The following is a 16,516-nucleotide window of genomic DNA, read 5'->3' as shown; positions in this document are numbered from 1 at the left end:
TCCCGGTTGCATTGCCATCGCCCGCGCATGGATTGCTCGGCCGAGAAAACTTCAGGGAGGGAAATGTCATGCATCAGCGCGGTTTCAGCCTGATCGAACTGCTCATGGGACTGACAATTGTCGGGATTGTTCTGCACTTGGTCAGTCCGGCGTTTGCGGCACTGTCAGAATCGACCTATCGCGAGGAGACAGCGAAGTCACTTGCCAGCGGAATGCGTAGCGCAAGAGTCGCCGCGATCACACGAAACCAGCCCGTCGTCATTCATGGCATAAACGATGACTGGAGCCAGGGCTGGCGAATCGTCCTGGATGTCAGCGGCAAGGGGCATGAGGACATCAGCAATCCGCTACTGATGGAGCACCGCAGCGGAAACCGAGTGCCGGTGTTCGGCAATCAACATGTCAGGACGTCAGTACGCTTCAGTCATTTGGGCGAACCGGCGAAAAAAGGCCTTCAATCGGGGACATTACACGTTTGCGCCAGCCGCGAACCAGTGAGCCGGCACCAGGTGGTGCTGGCGTCCACCGGCCGCGTCAGCCTGCGCAGCGAAAAAGCTGAACAGGCATTATGCGCAGGAGGGGAAGGCATCAGAGCAGGGAACGAACGCGCAACTCTTTAGGCATGGAGAATGTGATGTTCTCCTCGCGGCCGGCCAGTTCATCAGCACCAGTAGCGCCCCAGGCTTGCAACTGCTGGATCACGCCGCGCACCAGGACTTCCGGTGCAGAAGCGCCTGCCGTGATGCCGATGCGCTCGACGCCGTCGAACCAGCTTTTTTGCAGGTCTTCAGCACCGTCGATCAGGTAGGCCGGGGTCGCCATGCGCTCCGCGAGCTCACGCAGGCGATTGGAGTTGGAGCTGTTCGGACTGCCAACGACCAACACGACATCGCATTCGTCGGCCAGTTGCTTGACCGCATCCTGACGGTTTTGCGTGGCGTAGCAGATGTCGTCCTTGCGCGGACCACCGATGGCCGGGAAACGCGTACGCAGGGCGTCGATGACACGGCTGGTGTCATCCATGGACAGGGTGGTCTGGGTAACGAACGCCAGTTTCTCGGGGTTGTGCACTTGCAGTTCGGCGACGTCTTTTTCGTCCTCGACCAGATAGATCGCACCACCATTGCTCGCGTCGTATTGGCCCATGGTGCCTTCGACTTCCGGGTGACCGGCGTGGCCGATGAGAATGCATTCGCGACCGTCGCGGCTGTAGCGCGCCACTTCAATGTGCACCTTGGTCACCAGTGGGCAGGTGGCGTCGAACACTTTCAGGCCCCGCCCGGCAGCTTCAGTGCGAACAGCCTGGGAAACACCGTGGGCACTGAAGATCACGATCACATCGTCCGGAACCTGATCCAGTTCCTCGACGAAAATCGCCCCGCGTGCGCGCAGGTCTTCGACGACGAATTTGTTATGGACCACTTCGTGGCGTACGTAGATCGGAGGACCGAACACTTCCAGGGCGCGGTTGACGATTTCGATCGCGCGGTCCACACCGGCGCAGAAGCCACGGGGGTTGGCGAGTTTGATTTGCATGCTGTGCCTCGTGTCTTGCCCTGTAGGAGTGAGCCCGCTCGCGATGGGCGTCAATGACAACACGATCATTCTGAATGAAAGCGGTGTCTTTGAGTCCTTCGCGAGCGGGCTCGCGCCTACAACGGGCCGGTTTGGTCAGTTACAGCGCTGTGACGGAAATGATTTCCACGTCAAAGGTCAGCGTCTTGCCTGCCAGCGGGTGGTTGAAGTCGATGGTCACTTGAGCATCATCGAACTCTTTCACCACACCTGGCAATTCAGTATTGGCCGCATCATTGAAGATCACCAACAGACCCGGCGACAGCTCCATGTCCTGGAACTGAGAGCGCGGAATGATCTGTACGTTTTGCGGGTTGGGCTGGCCGAAGGCGTTTTCCGGCTCGATGCTCAGAGTACGCTTGTCGCCAGCCTTGAAACCGAACAACGCCGCTTCGAAACCTGGCAACAGGTTGCCGTCACCGACCTTGAAGGTCGCCGGGGCTTTGTCGAAGGTGCTGTCCACCGTGTCGCCATTCTCCAGGCGCAATGCGAAATGCAAGGTGACTTCCGTGTTCTGGCCAATGCGTTGCTCAGCCAATACCTGTTCAGTCATGAACGGCTTCTCCGGTCTTTTTACTTTTGAACATATCCAGTGCCAACATCACGGCACCGACGGTAATTGCACTGTCGGCAAAGTTGAACGCCGGGAAATACCAGCGGTTCTGCCAATGCACCAGGATGAAATCGATCACATGTCCCAGGGCAATGCGGTCATACAGATTGCCCAACGCACCACCGAGCACCAGCGCCAGGGCGATGGCCAGCCAGGTTTCGTTGCGCCCCAGGCGCTTGAGCCAGACCACCAGCACCGCACTGACCACCACCGCGATCAGTGCAAACAGCCAGCGCTGCCAACCGGAACTGTCAGCCAGGAAGCTGAACGCCGCGCCAGTGTTGTAGGCCAGGGTCCAGCTGAAGTAATCGGGGATCACCACGATTTGCTGGTACATCGCAAGCTTGCCTTCGAAGTAGAACTTGCTGGCCTGGTCGATGACCAGGACCAGCAAACTCAACCAGAGCCAGCTCAGCCGTCCGAAACGGCCAACGGCATTAGGCATAGTGACGAACCTCACCAGCGCCGCTGATGTTGTCGACGCAACGACCGCAGATTTCCGGATGCTCCGGATTCACGCCGACGTCTTCACGGCAGTGCCAGCAACGGGCGCACTTGGCGAAGGCCGACTTGACGATCTTCAACTTCAGGCCGCTGACTTCGGTGACCACGGCGTCGGCCGGCGCCTGCACGAAAGGTGCGACGCTGGCGGTGGAGGTGATCAGCACGAAACGCAGTTCGTTGCTCAGTTTGGCCAGGTCGGCGCTCAGTGCGTCTTCGGCGAACAGCGTCACTTCAGCCTGCAGGTTGCCACCGACGGCTTTCGCCGCGCGCTGGATTTCCATCTCTTTGTTGACCGCAACCTTCACTTCCATGATGCGATCCCAGTAGGCGCGACCGAGTTCGAAACCTTCCGGCAATTCGGTCAGGCCTTCGTACCAGGTGTTGAGCATCACCGATTCGTTGCGCTCGCCCGGCAGGTATTGCCACAGCTCGTCGGCGGTGAACGCCAGGATCGGCGCGATCCAGCGCACCAGCGCTTCGGAGATGTGGAACAACGCGGTCTGGCACGAACGACGAGCCTTGCTGTCGGCGCCGGTGGTGTACTGGCGGTCCTTGATGATATCCAGGTAGAAACCGCCCAGCTCCTGCACGCAGAAGTTGTGGATCTTGGAGTAGACGTTCCAGAAGCGGTATTCGCCGTAGTGCTCTTGCAGCTCGCGTTGCAGCAGCAAGGTGCGATCCACGGCCCAACGGTCCAGTGCCAGCATTTCTTCGGCCGGCAGCAGGTCGGTGGCCGGGTTGAAGCCGGTCAGGTTCGAGAGCAGGAAACGCGCGGTGTTACGGATACGCCGGTAGGCGTCCGCACTGCGTTGCAGGATCTGCTCGGAAACCGCCATTTCACCCGAGTAATCGGTCGACGCGACCCACAGACGCATAATGTCCGCACCCAGGGTGTCGTTGACTTTCTGCGGTGCAATGACGTTGCCCAAGGACTTGGACATCTTGCGGCCGGACTCGTCGACGGTAAAACCGTGGGTCAGCAGTTCGCGGTACGGCGCGTGGTTGTCGATGGCGCAACCGGTCAGCAGCGACGAGTGGAACCAGCCACGGTGCTGGTCCGAGCCTTCCAGGTACAGGTCGGCGCGTGGCCCGGTTTCGTGGCCCATCGGGTGCGAACCGCGCAGGACATGCCAATGCGTGGTGCCCGAGTCGAACCAGACGTCGAGGGTGTCGCTGATCTTGTCGTACTGTGGCGCTTCATCACCGAGCAGTTCGGCGGCATCCAGCTTGAACCAGGCTTCGATGCCTTCGACTTCGACGCGCTTGGCGACTTCTTCCATCAGCTCGACGGTACGTGGGTGCAGCTCGCCGCTTTCCTTATTCAGGAAGAACGGGATCGGTACCCCCCAGTTGCGCTGACGGGAGATGCACCAGTCCGGACGGTTGGCGATCATCGAGTGCAGTCGCGCCTGGCCCCAGGCCGGCACGAACTTGGTCTCTTCGATGGCTTTGAGCGAGCGCTGGCGCAGGGTGTCACCGGTGGTTGGCTGCTTGTCCATGCCGATGAACCACTGCGCGGTGGCACGGTAGATCAGTGGCGTCTTGTGGCGCCAGCAGTGCATGTAGCTGTGCTCGATGATGGTGGTGTGCAGCAGCGCACCCACTTCGGTCAGCTTGTCGACGATGGCCGGGTTGGCCTTCCAGATGAACTGGCCGCCGAAGAATTCCAGCGATGGCACATAAACGCCGTTGCTTTGTACCGGATTGAGGATGTCGTCGTTGACCATGCCGTATTTCTTGCAGGTCACGAAGTCGTCGACGCCGTAGGCCGGTGCAGAGTGAACCACGCCAGTACCGGCGCCCAGTTCGACGTAATCGGCCAGGTAAACCGGCGACAGACGGTCGTAGAACGGGTGACGGAAGTTGATCAGCTCCAGGTCGGAACCGGTGGCAGTGGCGATCACCGAGCCTTCCAGCGAGTAACGTGCCAGGCACGACTCGACCAGCTCTTCAGCCAGCACCAGCAATTTGTCGCCGACATCCACCAGGGCGTAGTTGAATTCCGGGTGAACGTTCAGCGCCTGGTTGGCCGGGATGGTCCACGGGGTCGTGGTCCAGATCACGATCGAAGCCGGTTTGGCCAGCGATGGCAGACCGAATGCGGCAGCCAGCTTGGCTTCATCGGCAATCGGGAAGGCCACGTCGATGGTCGAGGACTTCTTGTTCTCGTACTCGACTTCCGCTTCGGCCAGGGCCGAGCCGCAATCGAAGCACCAGTTCACAGGCTTGAGGCCCTTGAACACGAAACCGCCCTTGACGATTTCTGCCAGGGCGCGGATTTCACCGGCCTCATTCTTGAAGTCCATGGTCTTGTAGGGGTTGGCGAAATCGCCCAACACGCCCAGACGGATGAATTCGGACTTCTGGCCTTCGATCTGCTCGGTGGCGTATGCACGGCAGAGTTCACGGGTCTTGTCCGCGCCCAGGTTCTTGCCGTGGGTCACTTCGACTTTGTGCTCGATCGGCAGACCGTGGCAGTCCCAGCCCGGAACATAAGGCGCGTCAAAGCCCGACAGGGTCTTCGAGCGGATGATCATGTCCTTGAGAATCTTGTTCAGCGCATGACCGATGTGAATCGTGCCGTTGGCGTACGGAGGACCGTCGTGCAGTACGAACTTCGGACGATCCTTGCCAATCTCGCGCAACTTTCCGTACAGGCCAATACTGTCCCAGCGCTGCAGAATCTGCGGTTCGCGCTGTGGCAGGCCGGCCTTCATTGGGAAGGCGGTGTCCGGAAGGTTTAGCGTGGCTTTATAGTCGGTCATTTAAGGCTCTTCATTAGCGATTGGCGCTAGGTGCGACAGGGCACGGGCGGCGGCGACATCCGCATTGATCGCCGTCTTAAGCGCCTCCAGAGAGGCGAAACGCTGCTCTTCACGCAGCTTTTGGTGGAAAACCACCGTCATACGCCGGTCATACAGATCGCCGGCAAAATCTAAAAGATGGACTTCGAGGTGGGCTTTGCCATCTCCCTGGACCGTAGGTCGAACGCCGATATTGGCGACGCCTGGCCAGGTCTTGCCGTCGAGGTCGACGCTGACCAGGTAAACCCCGGTAAACGGCACGCGACGGCGCTTGAGTTGAATGTTGGCCGTTGGCGTACCCAACTGGCGCGCCAGTTTCTGGCCATGCAACACCCGCCCGGCAATCCGGTACGGGCGGCCAAGCAGACGTTCGGCAAGGGCAAAATCTGCAGCGGCCAGCGCATTACGCACCTGGGTGCTGCTGACCCGGATACCGTCGAGTTCGACAGTCTGAGCCGCCTCGACGGTAAAGCCCTGCTTCACGCCGGCCTGTTGCAGGAAATCGAAATCCCCTACCCGGTCACAGCCGAAACGGAAGTCGTCGCCGACTTCAAGATGCTGCACGCCCAGGCCATCCACCAGAATGGTGTCCACAAACTCGCTGGCGCTGAGCTTGCTCAGACGCTGGTTGAAGGCGAGGCACAAGACCCGGTCAACACCTTCGGCAGCGAGCAGCTGCAACTTGTCGCGCAGGCGTGCCAAACGGGCCGGTGCCGTGTCCGGCGCAAAAAACTCACGCGGCTGCGGCTCGAAAATCACCACGCAGCTGGGCACGCCCAATTCAAGCGCACGCTCACGTAGTCGCGCCAGGATAGCCTGGTGGCCACGGTGTACACCGTCAAAGTTGCCAATAGTGGCGACACAGCCCCGATGCTGGGGGCGCAGATTTTGGAGGCCTCGAACCAGCTGCATAACGCGCTTCTTGCTCATAAAGTGGTCGATTATAACCACACCCGGCGGCCGACGACAGGCAACACCGTATCCCAAAGTGATCGAGCCGACAAAAACGCCGGCCCACCCGTGTTTATCGAGGCCCGAGCCTTAGCCCAACGCCTTGCGATTAAAGTCGCGCAAGCGAAAACCCATCAACACTAACATCCCGAAATACGCCACCACACCGGCGACCACCAATGCCCCCAGGCGCAGGAACCGCTCAAGCATATGCCCTTGATCCCAGGCTGGCATAAAGTGCATCGCACCCAGCAACACGCCTGACATCACCGTCACCGCGATCACCAGCTTCAAGCCGAATACCCCCCAGCCCGGTTGCGGCTGGTACATCTGCTGCTTGCGCAGCTGATAGAAGAGCAACCCGGCGTTGATACAGGCACCGCCACTGATGGCGAGCGCCAAACCAGCATGAGCCAGCGGACCGATCAGCATGAGGTTGAACAGCTGGGTGATGATCAAGGTGAAAATTGCGATCTTTACCGGCGTGCGGATGTTTTGTTGCGCATAAAAGCCCGGTGCCAGCACTTTAATCACGATGATCCCGAGCAACCCGACCGAATAGGCGATCAACGCACGCTGGGTCATGGCCGCATCAAATGCATTGAATTGACCGTACTGGAACAGCGAAACCGTCAACGGCTCAGCCAGAATCCCCAACGCCAGGGAACATGGCAACACCAGTACAAAGCACAGGCGCAGGCCCCAGTCGAGGATTCGCGAATATTCATGGCGATCCTTGTTGGCGTAGGTCTTGGCCAGGGTCGGCAACAGGATCGTGCCCAATGCCACGCCCAGCACACCGGACGGCAGCTCCATCAAACGGTCGGCGTAGTACATCCAGGACACGGAACCGGCGACCAGGAACGAAGCGAAAATGGTGTTGATGATCAGCGAGATCTGACTCACGGACACCCCGAGAATCGCCGGCAGCATTTGCTTCATGACCCGCCAGACCCCCGTATCACGCAGATTCAGGCGCGGCAGCACCAGCATGCCGATCTTTTTCAGATGTGGCAGCTGATACAACAGCTGCGCCAGGCCGCCGGCCAGAACCGCCCAGCCAAGCGCCATCACCGGCGGGTCGAAGTACGGCGTCAGGAACACCGCAAAAATGATCATGCTGACGTTCAACAGGGTCGGCACAAAGGCCGGCACCGAAAAGCGGTTCCAGGTGTTAAGGATCGCGCCCGCCAGCGAGGACAGGGAAATCAGCAGGATGTAAGGAAAGGTCACCCGCAGCAGGCTGGAGGTCAGCTCGAATTTTTCCGGCGTATCGGTAAAGCCCGGCGCCGTCACCCAGATGACCCAGGGTGCGGCAATCATCCCCAGCGCGGTCACCACGGCCAGCACCAGCGTCAGCAGACCCGAGACGTAAGCAATGAACGTTCGCGTCGCCTCCTCGCCCTTCTGGCTTTTATATTCGGCAAGAATCGGCACAAAAGCCTGGGAGAACGCGCCCTCCGCGAAGATACGCCGCAACAGATTGGGCAATTTGAAGGCGATGAAGAACGCGTCGGTCGCCATTCCTGCACCAAATATGCGTGCAATGAGGGTGTCACGAACGAAGCCCAGGATCCGGGAAAGCATCGTGATAGAGCTGACGGCGGCCAACGATTTGAGCAGATTCATTGAAAGAGTTTGTGCCTGTCGATAAACAGCAGGCGAACTGAGCGCCTACTTATGCGATACTCCGCGCCGCAACAGCACAGAGCCAAAGCTCGCGAGTTTACAGGTCGCACGCCGGAAAGAAATATTCTGTGCCACCGACCTCATGAAAACGTGACGAGCGAAGGCAAGACAAGGCGAAAACAGGCGAGAAAGCAGAGTTGACGAACGTCAATGAGCATTTCGAGACTGTTTTCAACGCTGCATTGCCGAGCGCAGTCGTTTTCAAGGGGTCGGGACCTACCACTTAGCGGAACGTTTCCTCCGCCCTTGACAACACTGCAACTCATCGGCATGATTCGCGGCCTATTTTGATTGCTATTTCCTAAAAGTCTTTCGAGGAGCTCGACGGTGGCCAACTCACCTTCCGCCAAAAAACGTGCAAAACAGGCTGAGAAGCGTCGCAGCCACAACGCCAGCCTGCGTTCCATGGTTCGTACCTACATCAAGAATGTAGTTAAGGCCATCGACGCAAAAGACGCTGAAAAAGCTCAAGCTGCTTACGTTCTGGCCGTGCCAGTTATCGACCGTATGGCCGATAAAGGCATCATCCACAAGAACAAAGCCGCTCGCCATAAGAGCCGCCTGAATGGCCACGTCAAGGCCCTGAACGTTGCCGCTGCTGCCTAAGCGACACGCTCATTAAAAAACCGACCTCAGGGTCGGTTTTTTATTGCCTGTAATTTGATGACCACACAAAAAACTGTGGGGGCGAGTTTCCTCACCCCCACAGTTCTGATTGGGTCAGATTATTGGGTGTTAGCCCAAGGAAGAATCGGAATCGCCGTGACGGCATTCTGCGGGCTACCCTCGATCAAACGGTCGCTGTACACCAGATACACCAGCGTATTGCGCTTCTTGTCGAGGAAACGCACCACCTGCATGGTCTTGAAGACCAGCGAAGTGCGCTCCTTGAATACTTCGTCGCCATCCTTGAGCTCACCCTTGAAGCTGATCGGCCCGACCTGCCGGCAAGCGATGGACGCCTCGGCGCGATCCTCGGCCAATCCAAGACCACCCTTCACACCGCCGGTCTTGGCGCGTGAGAGATAGCAGGTCACGCCATCGACCTTGGGATCATCAAAGGCCTCGACCACGATCCGGTCATTTGGCCCGACGAACTTGAACACCGTCGAGACCTGACCGATTTCTTCCGCCGAAGCCAGCAAGGGCACCGCCAACAGCAAGCCCAACAATCCTTTTGCCACGCGCATTCAGATATTCCTTCAGACCAGAATCAGGTTATCGCGGTGAACCAGCTCCGGCTCTGCCATGTAACCCAACAGACCGACAATCGCCTCGGATGACTGACCGATGATTTTTTGTGCTTCCAGCGCACTGTAGTTGGCCAGGCCACGGGCGATTTCACGACCGTCCGGCGCCACGCACACCACCATCTCACCGCGACGGAAGCTGCCCTGAACCAGCTTGACCCCGACCGGCAGCAAACTCTTGTTACCCTGGGACAACGCCACCACCGCCCCTGCATCCAGCACCAATGTGCCGCGGGTTTGCAGATGCCCGGCCAGCCATTGTTTGCGCGCCGCCAGCATGCCGCGCTCAGGCGAGAGCAAGGTGCCGATGCGCTCGCCCGCCTTCAGGCGATCCAGCACGCGCTCAAGGCGCCCACCTACGATGATCGTATGAGCACCCGAACGCGCCGCCAGACGCGCCGCGCGCAATTTGGTCTGCATGCCGCCACGCCCCAGCGCACCACCAGTGCCACCCGCTACAGCATCGAGCGCCGGATCATCGGCACGCGCTTCGTAAATCAACTTGGCATCAGGATTGTTGCGCGGGTCGGCGTCGAACATGCCATCGCGATCGGTCAGGATCACCAGCAGATCAGCCTCGACCAGGTTGGCCACCAGCGCCGCCAGGGTATCGTTATCGCCAAAACGGATTTCATCGGTGACCACGGTGTCATTCTCGTTGATCACCGGAATAACCTTCAGCTCCACCAGCGCACGCAAGGTACTGCGGGCATTCAGGTAGCGCTTGCGGTCGGACAGGTCGTCGTGAGTCAGGAGAATCTGCGCAGTGTGCAGGCCATGCTCGGCAAAGCTCGACTCCCAGGCCTGCACCAACCCCATCTGGCCGATTGCAGCGGCGGCCTGAAGCTCGTGCATTGCACTGGGTCGCGTAGTCCAGCCCAGACGGCTCATGCCGGCCGCTACCGCCCCGGAGGACACCAGCACCAGCTCGACGCCCGCCTCATGCAAGGCCACCATCTGCTCAACCCAGACACCCATTGCCGCGCGATCCAGGCCCTTGCCGTCCGCCGTCAGCAAAGCGCTGCCGATCTTCACGACCCAACGCTGCGCACCTGTCACCTTGCTCCGCATCATCTTCAACCTTAGCTTGAGGGCAGCGCGACCTGGCACTGCCCGTGACGTTATTCGTGGCTATTCGTGACCAACCGATTTCCAGATACCAAAACGCCGCTCAATTGAGCGGCGCTTAAGTTTATCGCAACGAATCAGTCACGCACGTAAATGATTTCCGGACCGTCTTCGTCATCCACGTCTTCTTCATCCCAATCATCGTCACCGATGTCGTGGACCGACTTCACGCCGCTGCGACGCAGGGCACGCTGATCGTCCAGCGCTTGCAGCTGGGCACGCGCCTCGTCTTCAATGCGCTGATCGAGCTCTGCCAGCTCCTCACGGTAGGCGGGATCATTGGCCAGACGATCGGCACGGTCTTCCAGATAGCGCATGATGTCGTGGCACAAGCGCTCGGTGTTCTGCTTGGCGATGGCCGAAATCACATAGACCGGACCCGTCCACTCCAGGCGATCAACGATTTCCTTGACGCGTGCATCATGCTCTTCTTCAAGAATCTGGTCGCATTTGTTCAGGACCAACCAACGATCACGCTCAGCCAGGGACGGACTGAACTTGGTCAATTCGTTAACGATGACTTCTGCGGCGTCCGGAGCACTGGTGTCATCCAGCGGCGCCATGTCGACGAGGTGCAGCAGCAGACGGGTACGCGACAAGTGCTTGAGGAAGCGAATGCCCAGACCCGCGCCTTCGGAAGCACCTTCGATCAGGCCCGGAATGTCCGCGACCACGAAGCTTTTCCAGCGATCGACGCTGACCACGCCGAGGTTTGGCACCAGCGTGGTGAACGGGTAGTCGGCAACTTTCGGCTTGGCCGCCGATACCGAACGGATAAAGGTACTTTTGCCAGCATTCGGCAAGCCCAGCAGACCCACGTCCGCCAGCACTTTCATTTCCAGCTTGAGATCACGCTGCTCGCCCGGCTTGCCCGGCGTAGTCTGGCGCGGCGCACGGTTGGTACTGGACTTGAAGCGCGTGTTACCCAGACCGTGCCAGCCGCCATGGGCCACCAGCAGCTTCTGGCCAGCCTTGGTCAGGTCACCGATCACTTCCTGAGTCGCGGAATCGATCACGGTGGTGCCAACCGGAACGCGCAGAACCAGATCCTCACCCTTCTTGCCGGTGCAATCGGTGCTGCCACCATTGGAGCCACGCTCGGCATCGAAGTGCCGGGTGTAACGGTAATCCACCAGGGTATTGAGGTTTTCGTCGGCGATCATGTAGACCGAGCCGCCATCACCGCCATCACCACCGTTCGGACCACCGTTCTCGATGAACTTCTCGCGCCGGAAACTCATGCAACCGTTACCGCCGTCGCCAGCCTTTACTCGAATCGATACTTCATCAACAAACTTCATAACACAACGCCTCTCGCCATACGGACGAGCCGAAAAACACTAAGACATAAGACTCTTGCAAAAATGAGCGCAGCGACCTCAATCAACGACCGCACAATCCAGCGCGCCGACAGCCCATACAAACAGTTTTGCAAGAGACTCACCCCACAAACGAAAAAGCCCCGTCGCGAGACAGGGCTTTTCCAGCGATCGCGCAATTAAGCTGCGACTACGCTCACATAACGACGACCGAAGGCGCCTTTTACTTCGAACTTGATCACGCCTTCGACTTTAGCGAAGAGGGTGTGATCTTTACCCATGCCAACGCCGTAGCCAGCGTGGAATTGGGTGCCGCGCTGACGCACGATGATGTTGCCTGCTTTGATAGCCTGGCCGCCATACATCTTCACGCCAAGGCGTTTGGCTTCTGAGTCGCGACCGTTACGGGTACTACCACCAGCTTTTTTGTGTGCCATGAGTTCAATTCTCCTAGTGAGGAATTAGGCTGTAATTAAGCCTGAATACCGGTGATTTTGATCTCGGTGTACCACTGGCGGTGGCCCATACGCTTCATGTGGTGCTTACGGCGACGGAACTTGATGATGCGGACTTTATCGTGACGACCTTGGGAGATCACTTCAGCCACAACGGTAGCGCCAGCAACAACTGGAGCACCGATATTCACGTCGTCACCATTGGCAACCAACAGAACGCGATCAAAGGTAACGGATTCGCCGGTAGCGACTTCCAGTTTTTCGATCTTCAGGTATTCACCTGGGGCGACTTTGTACTGCTTGCCGCCAGTAACGATTACTGCATAAGACATGGTATTTCTCCGATAATCCTGCTCACCCAGCTCTTTATAAGAAGAGGTATTGGCTGGCATGGCTGCATGGGGCTGGAAGGCCCGCTTGCAATTGCGTAAGGCAGGTGCTGCCCAGGAAGTTCAGGGTGCGCGATTGTACGCAAGGCACGAGCGCCTTGCAATAGGCCGTCCATCGCGCCTTGACACCTGCCGACGCGGGTCCTAGCATGCCGCGCAACCCTTCTGGAGCAACTGTCGCTGATGCAACCCCAAGCTTTCTACCGCGCGGTGGCGGACGATTTTAGCGCCGTCGACGGCATCATCAAGAAGCAGCTGACTTCCCGAGTGCCGCTGGTATCGAAAATCGGCGATTACATCACCTCGGCCGGCGGCAAACGCCTGCGTCCTTTATTAGTCTTGTTGTGCGGCAAGGCACTGGGTCGCGAAGGCGACGACCTGCGCCTGCTGGCAGCCACCATCGAATTCCTGCATACAGCGACCCTGCTGCACGATGACGTGGTGGACATGTCCGGCATGCGCCGTGGTCGCTCGACCGCCAACGCGATGTGGGGCAACGCCCCCAGCGTGCTGGTGGGCGACTTCCTGTATTCGCGCTCCTTCGAAATGATGGTCGAGCTCGGCTCCATGCCGGTGATGAAGATCCTCTCGCAAGCCACGCGCATCATCGCCGAAGGCGAAGTGCTGCAGCTGTCGAAGGTCCGTGACGCCAGCACCACCGAAGAAACCTACATGGAAGTCATCCGCGGCAAGACCGCGATGCTCTTCGAGGCCTCGACCCACAGTGCCGCAGCCCTGTGCGAAGCCACGCCGGAGCAGGCTGAAGCCATGCGCACGTTCGGTGATCATCTGGGCGTAGCCTTCCAGTTGGTCGACGACTTGCTGGACTACAAGGGCGACGCAGAAACCCTGGGCAAGAACGTCGGTGACGATCTGGCTGAAGGCAAGCCGACCCTGCCGCTGATCTACACCATGCGCGAGGGCACGCCGGAACAGGCTGCACTGGTGCGCAAGGCGATCCAGAAAGGGGGTATCGAAGACCTGGAAAGCATCCGCGAAGCCGTGGAAGCCTCGGGCTCCCTGGACTACACCGCGCAACTGGCCCGCGACTACGTTGCCCGCGCGATCAAATGCCTCGAGGCGCTGCCTGCCAGCGAATACCGCGATGCCCTGGTCGAGCTGAGCGAGTTCGCCGTCGCCCGCACGCACTGACAGACACTGTGGGAGCGAGCTCGCTCCCACAGGTTTTCCTGCGCTGTGCCCGCTCCCGCCTAAAACCCTATATAATGTGCGCTTTTTAGCGATCCTGAATCCAAAGGAGCCTTAGTGAGCACGTTGCCACCCTGCCCGAAATGCAATTCCGAATACACCTACGAAGATGGCGCCCAACTGATTTGCCCCGAGTGCGCCCACGAGTGGTCCGCCAACGGTGAAGCCGAAGCCGTGTCCGATGACACCGTTAAAAAGGATTCGGTCGGTAATGTCCTGCAGGACGGCGACACCATCACCGTGATCAAGGACCTCAAGGTCAAGGGCACATCCCTGGTGGTCAAGGTCGGCACCAAGGTCAAGAACATTCGCCTGTGCGATGGCGATCACGATATCGACTGCAAGATCGACGGTATCGGCCCGATGAAACTCAAATCCGAGTTCGTCAGAAAAGTCTGATTCCGCTGTATTCCATCCCGCGCCAAGCGCGGGATGGTGCTTCGCCCTCCCCCACCCCGCCTCTCTCGCCGTAGCCAGCCGCCAGCTGTTTTGACCTTGCGCAGTCTTTACCCCGGAAAAGCCACAATCCGTCGATAGATGCTTGCTATTCAGATAATAAGAATTATTCTCATTGAAACCCTTTTCAATGGAGATGACGCATGACTTATTTGATCGATGCCTGGCTGGACCGCCCACACCCTTACCTGCGAATCCTGCATCGGGAAACCGGGGAAGTCTGTGCGGTGCTTGAAGAGGAAGCCTTGTGCGAACTGCAGGATCAGGGTGATCTGGACGTCAATGGCCTGAGCTCCTGCGAGCCAATGGTACTCAAGGAACTGGTGCGCAATCTGTTTCTGTTCTGCTATGCCCGGGCCTTGCGCCCGCACACTGAACCGCACCATAAAATCGAAGTATGAAATACGTAAAACACTGTAGGAGCGAGCTCGCTCCTACAGGTAATCAGCAGGTCTTACAGAACGTCGAGCAGCTCGACGTCGAACACCAGTACGCTGTGCGGCGGAATGCTGCCAACGCCTTGTGCGCCGTAAGCCAGCTCGCTCGGCACGTACAGACGCCATTTGCTGCCGGCATTCATCAGTTGCAGGGCTTCGGTCCAGCCAGCGATAACGCCGCCGACCGGAAATTCTGCAGGCTGGCCACGCTCGTAGGAGCTGTCGAACACAGTGCCGTCGATCAGGGTGCCGTGGTAGTGAGTACGCACGGTGTCTTCACGGGATGGCTTGGCGCCTTCGCCAGCAGTCAGCACTTCGAACTGCAGACCGGAAGCCAGGGTGGTGATGCCTTCACGCTTGGCGTTCTCGGCCAGAAAGGCCAGGCCTTCGCCAGCAGCCGCTTCAGCCTTGGCTGCCGCTTCGGCTTGCATGATTTCGCGGATGACCTTGAAGCTGGCGGACATTTCTTCCTGACCCACACGGCTTGGCTTACCGGCGAATGCGTCGGTCAGACCAGCCAGGATCGCGTCCAGGCTAACGCCCGGTGGCGGATTATCACGCAGTTGGTCGCCCAGCTGACGGCCAATACCGTAGCTGACGCGGGTTTCGTCGGTGGACAGATTTACTTCGGACATGACACTGCTCCGCTGTGCGGACGGCCCTGGAACTTGCCGTGCGTGCACAGCGCGTCCCGGAGCGCCCGGAACCAAAAGGGCCAGCAGACTAGCACAGTTGCCACGGTGTTGATCAGGGACGTCAGCCCTGTCGCGAAGAACCAAGGTCGATCGGCACCTTCAGGTGTTCTTCGACGTCACCCAGCCCGCACATCTCGTCATGGACCAAGGTGTGCACGAGGTTGAAATTCAACTTGGGAAAGGAATGCAGCACTTCACGCGCATGCTCGACCGAACGCAGGTGAAACATCTGCCCGCGAGCATCGCTCAATGGATACGCCGCGCCATGCATCCGCGCTTCCAGCAGGTAGATACCGCCTTCCATGGAGATCAGGTTCAGCTCATCGACCTTCCCGGCGACAGCATAGGCATTCAACTCTTGCAGGTTCATGAACGCACCTCACGCATTGGCGAGCCAAGACATCTACAGGGATATGCCTCGGCGCGTCAAAGCACAAGCCACAAACGATGCCGCCCGTCTGTTTGGGCAAAATCCCCTGTGGCGAACGAGCTTGCTCGCCGCAGGGGGCATGCCTGGTGTCAGTGCTTGGTCAGCTTATCCAGATAACCCATGGCAAACGCCGACACCACGAACGTCATGTGAATGATCACGTACCACTTCAAATGCTCGGGATCGACGTTTTTGGCGTCCATGAAAATCCGCAGCAAGTGGATGGAGGAAATGGCCACGATGGACGCCGCCACCTTCATCTTCAATGAAGACGAATCCATGGTGCCCAGCCAATTGAGCTTTTCCTTGTGTTCGTCGATATCCAGCTGGGAAACGAAGTTCTCGTAGCCGGAAATCATCACCATCACCAGCAGACCGCCCACCAGTGCCATGTCGATCAGCGACAGCAGCACCAGAATCAGGTCCGACTCGGCCATCGAAAAGACATTGGGAATGACGTGGAAGACTTCCTGGAAAAATTTCAGTGCCAGCGCCAACAATCCCAGGGACAGACCGAAGTAGATCGGTGCCAGCAGCCAGCGGGATGCATACATTGCATTTTCGATAAAGCGTTCCATTGAATCTCACACGTGGTCTGAAATGGCCGCGAGT

General features: G+C 58.8%; 19 protein-coding genes. 5 read left to right on the top strand and 14 right to left on the bottom strand.

Annotation, left to right across the window (positions count from 1 at the left end; all coding sequences use genetic code 11):
• The first annotated feature begins 68 nt into the window (after positions 1 to 68).
• On the top strand, positions 69 to 620 hold the full coding sequence (locus AC1Q6D_RS23855; protein ID WP_103403505.1) for a GspH/FimT family pseudopilin: 552 nt from the start codon (positions 69 to 71) through the stop codon (positions 618 to 620).
• On the opposite strand, the gene ispH is transcribed toward AC1Q6D_RS23855, so the two are convergent.
• The 6 genes from ispH to murJ form a co-directional block, all read right to left on the bottom strand.
• Positions 589 to 1,536 (bottom strand): 4-hydroxy-3-methylbut-2-enyl diphosphate reductase, encoded by a 948-nt coding sequence (gene ispH / locus AC1Q6D_RS23850; RefSeq protein ID WP_047533422.1) that lies wholly within the window; start codon positions 1,534 to 1,536, stop codon positions 589 to 591. The two genes, AC1Q6D_RS23855 and ispH, sit on opposite strands and share 32 nt — an antisense overlap.
• Positions 1,537 to 1,675: 139 nt before the next feature.
• Positions 1,676 to 2,128: an FKBP-type peptidyl-prolyl cis-trans isomerase gene (gene fkpB, locus AC1Q6D_RS23845; protein WP_047533425.1), complete on the bottom strand. Its 453-nt coding sequence runs from the start codon at positions 2,126 to 2,128 to the stop codon at positions 1,676 to 1,678.
• Complete coding sequence (gene lspA, locus AC1Q6D_RS23840; RefSeq protein ID WP_090325278.1) at positions 2,121 to 2,633, bottom strand: signal peptidase II; 513 nt, start codon at positions 2,631 to 2,633, stop codon at positions 2,121 to 2,123. The genes fkpB and lspA overlap by 8 nt, the downstream gene beginning before the upstream one ends.
• Positions 2,626 to 5,457 (bottom strand): isoleucine--tRNA ligase, encoded by a 2,832-nt coding sequence (ileS, locus tag AC1Q6D_RS23835; RefSeq protein WP_047533431.1) that lies wholly within the window; start codon positions 5,455 to 5,457, stop codon positions 2,626 to 2,628. The genes lspA and ileS overlap by 8 nt, the downstream gene beginning before the upstream one ends.
• Entirely contained in the window at positions 5,458 to 6,408 is a 951-nt protein-coding gene (gene ribF / locus AC1Q6D_RS23830; RefSeq protein ID WP_178083107.1) for a bifunctional riboflavin kinase/FAD synthetase, read from the bottom strand.
• Positions 6,409 to 6,537: 129 nt separating this feature from the next.
• Entirely contained in the window at positions 6,538 to 8,076 is a 1,539-nt protein-coding gene (gene murJ / locus AC1Q6D_RS23825; RefSeq protein WP_047533437.1) for a murein biosynthesis integral membrane protein MurJ, read from the bottom strand.
• A gap of 387 nt (positions 8,077 to 8,463) precedes the next feature.
• Between murJ and rpsT the strand changes: the two genes are divergently transcribed.
• Positions 8,464 to 8,742 carry a 30S ribosomal protein S20 gene (rpsT, locus tag AC1Q6D_RS23820; protein ID WP_020798646.1) on the top strand — a complete coding sequence of 93 codons (279 nt, stop codon included), beginning with the start codon at positions 8,464 to 8,466 and terminating at the stop codon, positions 8,740 to 8,742.
• A gap of 119 nt (positions 8,743 to 8,861) precedes the next feature.
• Here rpsT and AC1Q6D_RS23815 read toward each other — a convergent pair whose 3' ends face one another.
• The 5 genes from AC1Q6D_RS23815 to rplU form a co-directional block, all read right to left on the bottom strand.
• Positions 8,862 to 9,326: a CreA family protein gene (locus AC1Q6D_RS23815; RefSeq protein ID WP_103403503.1), complete on the bottom strand. Its 465-nt coding sequence runs from the start codon at positions 9,324 to 9,326 to the stop codon at positions 8,862 to 8,864.
• Positions 9,327 to 9,338: 12 nt separating this feature from the next.
• Positions 9,339 to 10,457: a glutamate 5-kinase gene (gene proB, locus AC1Q6D_RS23810; RefSeq protein ID WP_103403502.1), complete on the bottom strand. Its 1,119-nt coding sequence runs from the start codon at positions 10,455 to 10,457 to the stop codon at positions 9,339 to 9,341.
• 134 nt (positions 10,458 to 10,591) lie between these two features.
• Positions 10,592 to 11,815, bottom strand: a complete 1,224-nt coding sequence (gene cgtA / locus AC1Q6D_RS23805; RefSeq protein WP_047533450.1) for an Obg family GTPase CgtA — start codon at positions 11,813 to 11,815, stop codon at positions 10,592 to 10,594.
• Between the two features lie 197 nt (positions 11,816 to 12,012).
• Positions 12,013 to 12,270 (bottom strand): 50S ribosomal protein L27, encoded by a 258-nt coding sequence (rpmA, locus tag AC1Q6D_RS23800; RefSeq protein ID WP_003281574.1) that lies wholly within the window; start codon positions 12,268 to 12,270, stop codon positions 12,013 to 12,015.
• Between the two features lie 35 nt (positions 12,271 to 12,305).
• A complete protein-coding gene (gene rplU, locus AC1Q6D_RS23795; protein WP_007950961.1) occupies positions 12,306 to 12,620 on the bottom strand; it encodes a 50S ribosomal protein L21 in 315 nt (104 codons plus the stop codon).
• Positions 12,621 to 12,860: 240 nt separating this feature from the next.
• Here rplU and AC1Q6D_RS23790 point away from each other — a divergent pair, with 240 nt between their 5' ends.
• From AC1Q6D_RS23790 to AC1Q6D_RS23780, 3 genes are all read left to right on the top strand, one after another.
• Entirely contained in the window at positions 12,861 to 13,829 is a 969-nt protein-coding gene (locus tag AC1Q6D_RS23790) for a polyprenyl synthetase family protein (protein ID WP_047533460.1), read from the top strand.
• A gap of 114 nt (positions 13,830 to 13,943) precedes the next feature.
• A complete protein-coding gene (locus AC1Q6D_RS23785) occupies positions 13,944 to 14,285 on the top strand; it encodes a zinc ribbon domain-containing protein YjdM (RefSeq protein ID WP_047533463.1) in 342 nt (113 codons plus the stop codon).
• Between the two features lie 200 nt (positions 14,286 to 14,485).
• Complete coding sequence (locus tag AC1Q6D_RS23780; RefSeq protein ID WP_103403501.1) at positions 14,486 to 14,743, top strand: PA4570 family protein; 258 nt, start codon at positions 14,486 to 14,488, stop codon at positions 14,741 to 14,743.
• A gap of 53 nt (positions 14,744 to 14,796) precedes the next feature.
• Here AC1Q6D_RS23780 and bamJ read toward each other — a convergent pair whose 3' ends face one another.
• From bamJ to AC1Q6D_RS23765, 3 genes are all read right to left on the bottom strand, one after another.
• On the bottom strand, positions 14,797 to 15,414 hold the full coding sequence (gene bamJ, locus AC1Q6D_RS23775) for a BamJ family beta-barrel-assembly machinery protein (RefSeq protein WP_047533466.1): 618 nt from the start codon (positions 15,412 to 15,414) through the stop codon (positions 14,797 to 14,799).
• Between the two features lie 121 nt (positions 15,415 to 15,535).
• Positions 15,536 to 15,844: a DUF6482 family protein gene (locus tag AC1Q6D_RS23770; RefSeq protein ID WP_103403500.1), complete on the bottom strand. Its 309-nt coding sequence runs from the start codon at positions 15,842 to 15,844 to the stop codon at positions 15,536 to 15,538.
• A gap of 149 nt (positions 15,845 to 15,993) precedes the next feature.
• Entirely contained in the window at positions 15,994 to 16,482 is a 489-nt protein-coding gene (locus tag AC1Q6D_RS23765; RefSeq protein ID WP_047533470.1) for a TIGR00645 family protein, read from the bottom strand.
• Between the last annotated feature and the right edge of the window lie 34 nt (positions 16,483 to 16,516).

Source organism: Pseudomonas sp. MT92, from assembly GCF_058792515.1.
The sequence above is the reverse complement of the archived record's forward strand: the minus strand, read 5'-3'. Positions and strand labels throughout refer to the sequence as shown.

Bases quoted from the DNA above. Each gene is read 5' to 3' on its own strand.
- AC1Q6D_RS23855 (WP_103403505.1), top strand. From the start codon at position 69: ATGCATCAGCGCGGTTTCAGCCTGATCGAACTGCTCATGGGACTGACA.
- ispH (WP_047533422.1), bottom strand. From the start codon at position 1,536: ATGCAAATCAAACTCGCCAACCCCCGTGGCTTCTGCGCCGGTGTGGAC.
- fkpB (WP_047533425.1), bottom strand. From the start codon at position 2,128: ATGACTGAACAGGTATTGGCTGAGCAACGCATTGGCCAGAACACGGAA.
- lspA (WP_090325278.1), bottom strand. From the start codon at position 2,633: ATGCCTAATGCCGTTGGCCGTTTCGGACGGCTGAGCTGGCTCTGGTTG.
- ileS (WP_047533431.1), bottom strand. From the start codon at position 5,457: ATGACCGACTATAAAGCCACGCTAAACCTTCCGGACACCGCCTTCCCA.
- ribF (WP_178083107.1), bottom strand. From the start codon at position 6,408: ATGCAGCTGGTTCGAGGCCTCCAAAATCTGCGCCCCCAGCATCGGGGC.
- murJ (WP_047533437.1), bottom strand. From the start codon at position 8,076: ATGAATCTGCTCAAATCGTTGGCCGCCGTCAGCTCTATCACGATGCTT.
- AC1Q6D_RS23815 (WP_103403503.1), bottom strand. From the start codon at position 9,326: ATGCGCGTGGCAAAAGGATTGTTGGGCTTGCTGTTGGCGGTGCCCTTG.
- proB (WP_103403502.1), bottom strand. From the start codon at position 10,457: ATGCGGAGCAAGGTGACAGGTGCGCAGCGTTGGGTCGTGAAGATCGGC.
- cgtA (WP_047533450.1), bottom strand. From the start codon at position 11,815: ATGAAGTTTGTTGATGAAGTATCGATTCGAGTAAAGGCTGGCGACGGC.
- rpmA (WP_003281574.1), bottom strand. From the start codon at position 12,270: ATGGCACACAAAAAAGCTGGTGGTAGTACCCGTAACGGTCGCGACTCA.
- rplU (WP_007950961.1), bottom strand. From the start codon at position 12,620: ATGTCTTATGCAGTAATCGTTACTGGCGGCAAGCAGTACAAAGTCGCC.
- AC1Q6D_RS23790 (WP_047533460.1), top strand. From the start codon at position 12,861: ATGCAACCCCAAGCTTTCTACCGCGCGGTGGCGGACGATTTTAGCGCC.
- AC1Q6D_RS23780 (WP_103403501.1), top strand. From the start codon at position 14,486: ATGACTTATTTGATCGATGCCTGGCTGGACCGCCCACACCCTTACCTG.
- bamJ (WP_047533466.1), bottom strand. From the start codon at position 15,414: ATGTCCGAAGTAAATCTGTCCACCGACGAAACCCGCGTCAGCTACGGT.
- AC1Q6D_RS23770 (WP_103403500.1), bottom strand. From the start codon at position 15,844: ATGAACCTGCAAGAGTTGAATGCCTATGCTGTCGCCGGGAAGGTCGAT.
- AC1Q6D_RS23765 (WP_047533470.1), bottom strand. From the start codon at position 16,482: ATGGAACGCTTTATCGAAAATGCAATGTATGCATCCCGCTGGCTGCTG.